Raw genomic sequence first — 3,326 nt, 5'->3', positions numbered from 1 at the left:
ATCGTATTGAGAGATATGGAGTTCTTTTTAGGTTTGGCAGTGACCTACTCTCCCACACCTTAAGATGCAGTACCATCGGCGCGACAGTGCTTAACGGCCGGGTTCGGGATGGGACCGGGTGTTTCACTTGTGCTATGACCACCAAACCGAAGAAGAACTCCGTCGTGTATCCGGCTGAGCCGGATCGCGACGAGCTGGGGTAAGCGGTTTTTGTGTGCAAAAACTGCGACCCAGCCCGGGATCGTGTCAAAATCAACGTCCAAGCCAAGGGGTTTGTGTATGCTTTTGTTTGGTCTGGTAAAAGTCTGTCTTTTACTGGATCAAATCAAGCCTATCGGACCATTAGTACCAGTCAACTGAACGCATTACTGCGCTTACATCTCTGGCCTATCGACGAGGTGGTCTACCTCGGTCCTCAGGGATACCTTGTTTTGAGGGGGGCTTCCCGCTTAGATGCCTTCAGCGGTTATCCTGTCCGATCATAGCTACCCAGCACTGCTCCTGGCGGAACAACTGGTACACCAGTGGATCGTTCACCCCGGTCCTCTCGTACTAGGGGCAACTCCTCTCAAGTATCCTACACCCACGGCAGATAGGGACCGAACTGTCTCACGACGTTCTAAACCCAGCTCACGTACCTCTTTAAACGGCGAACAGCCGTACCCTTGGGACCTGCTCCAGCCCCAGGATGAGATGAGCCGACATCGAGGTGCCAAACACTGCCGTCGATATGGACTCTTGGGCAGTATCAGCCTGTTATCCCCGGCGTACCTTTTATCCGTTGAGCGATGGCCCTTCCACTCGGGACCACCGGATCACTATGGCCGTCTTTCGACTCTGCTCGACTTGTCAGTCTTGCAGTCAGGCTGGCTTCTGCCATTGCACTCAACGAGCGATTTCCGACCGCTCTGAGCCAACCTTCGCGCGCCTCCGTTACGATTTAGGAGGCGACCGCCCCAGTCAAACTACCCGCCACGCAGGGTCCCGGATCCGGATAACGGACCGCGGTTAGACATCAAGAGTGCGAAGGGTGGTATCTCAAGGGTGGCTCCACAAGAACTAGCGTTCCTGCTTCAAAGCCTACCACCTATCCTGCACATCACAATCCTGATGCCAGTGCGAAGCTGTAGTAAAGGTGCACGGGGTCTTTCCGTCTAACCGCGGGAAGCCTGCATCTTGACAGGCAATTCAATTTCGCTGAGTCTATGTTGGAGACAGCGGGGAAGTCGTTACGCCATTCGTGCAGGTCGGAACTTACCCGACAAGGAATTTCGCTACCTTAGGACCGTTATAGTTACGGCCGCCGTTTACCTGGGCTTCAATTCAGAGCTCTCACCCCTCCTTTTAACCTTCAGGCACCGGGCAGGCGTCAGACCCTATACGTCGTCTTGCGACTTCGCAGAGCCCTGTGTTTTTAATAAACAGTCGCCACCCCCTGGTTTGTGCCCCCAGCCCCTAGTTGCCTAGGAACCGGGCCTCCTTCTCGCGAACTTACGGAGGTATTTTGCCGAGTTCCTTCAACATAGTTCTCTCAAGCGCCTTGGTATTCTCTACCAGTCCACCTGTGTCGGTTTAGGGTACGGTCTGATGGAGGGCTATTTCCAGGAACTGATCAGCAGCCCGCCCAATCCGATAAGGGCAAACTACCTTCACAATCCGTCACATCCTCCTGGCCCACGAATATTAACGTGGTTCCCATCGTCTACGCATTTCTGCCTCGACTTAGGGGCCGGCTTACCCTGCTCAGATTAGCTTTAAGCAGGAACCCTTGGACTTTCGGCGAGAGTGTCTCTCACACTCTTTGTCGCTACTCATGTCATCATTCTCACTAGTGATCTCTCCACCGGATCCCTCACAGGCCGGCTTCACAGAAAGCTCCTTATCCTCCGCTGCATCCCGAGGGATGCAAATGAGGATAGGAACTATGTCACACTACGCTCCGCTACCATGCCTTACGGCATCCTAGACTTCGGCTCATGGCTTGAGCCCCGTTACATCTTCGCCGCAGGACAACTTATTTAGACCAGTGAGCTGTTACGCTATCTTTAAAGGATGGCTGCTTCTAAGCCAACCTCCTGGTTGTTTTGGTCGTCCCACCTGCTTTCCCACTTAGCCATGAATTAGGGGCCTTAGTCGTAGGTCAGGGTTGTTTCCCTCTCCACTATGGACGTTAGCATCCACAGTGTGTCTGCCATCTAGTACTCCCCGGTATTCGGAGTTTGGTTAGGATCAGTAAGCCTGTGGGGCCCCATTACCCATCCAGTGCTCTACCCCCGGGGGTATTCGGATGACGCTCTACCTAAATAGATTTCGCGGAGAACCAGCTATCTCCGAGTTTGATTGGCCTTTCACCCCTAGGCACAACTCATCCCGACCTTTTTCAACAGGTGTGGGTTCGGCCCTCCAGTGCGTGTTACCGCACCTTCAGCCTGGTCATGCCTAGATCACTCGGTTTCGGGTCTGATCCACCTAACTCATTCGCCCTATTAAGACTCGCTTTCGCTGCGCCTACACCTAACGGCTTAAGCTTGCTAGATAGACCAAGTCGATGACCCATTATACAAAAGGTACGCCGTCACCCCTCAAGGGGGCTCCGACTGATTGTAGGCGTTCGGTTTCAGGTACTGTTTCACTCCCCTCGTCGGGGTGCTTTTCACCTTTCCCTCACGGTACTGGTTCACTATCGGTCAGTAAGGAGTACTTAGCCTTCGAAGGTGGTCCTCCGATCTTCAGACAGAATTTCACGTGTTCCGCCCTACTTAATACGTCCTCTCATGCTTCTTATACGGGACTGTCACCCACTATGGTTGGCCATTCCAGACCATTCTAATCACAATTGAGGCTCGGCTGGTCCCCGTTCGCTCGCCGCTACTAGGGGAGTATCAATTGATTTCCTTTCCTCCGGGTACTTAGATGTTTCAGTTCCCCGGGTTTGCTCTTAAAAACCTATGTATTCAGTTCTTAAGTACCTGATTAAACAACATATTGATTAGCATAGCTAACAATATGAAGCTTTCAGGTGGGTTGCCCCATTCAGAGATCCATGGATCAAAGCTTATTCTCAGCTCCTCATGGCTTATCGCAGAGTATCACGTCTTTCATCGCCTCTTACTGCCAAGGCATTCACCAAACGCCCTTCTCGCGCTTGATTTGATCCAGAAAGAGACAGACTTGCGTCTGTCGCGGCCATATGCGGGCTGGTTCGTCCGCTGACCTCTATTTCTGAACCAAAAGCATACATTTTCCCGCTCGCTTCATGTCGGTGAAGCGAACATTTGAGCAGTCTCGCGACTGCTCTGGTTAGTGTACTTGACTTGGACAACTCT

General features: G+C 52.6%; 2 rRNA genes. Both read right to left on the bottom strand.

What is annotated here, in order from left to right:
* Positions 1–31: 31 nt before the first annotated feature.
* Positions 32–146: ribosomal RNA gene (rrf, locus tag FOY56_RS23125) — 5S ribosomal RNA — on the bottom strand.
* 175 nt (positions 147–321) lie between these two features.
* A 23S ribosomal RNA gene (locus tag FOY56_RS23120) occupies positions 322–3,151 on the bottom strand.
* Between the last annotated feature and the right edge of the window lie 175 nt (positions 3,152–3,326).

Origin of the sequence: Falsiphaeobacter marinintestinus (assembly GCF_007923355.1) — a bacterium.
Taxonomy (GTDB): Bacteria; Pseudomonadota; Alphaproteobacteria; order Rhodobacterales; family Rhodobacteraceae; genus Phaeobacter_A; species Phaeobacter_A marinintestinus.
This window is presented reverse-complemented; position numbering and strand designations above follow the sequence as displayed.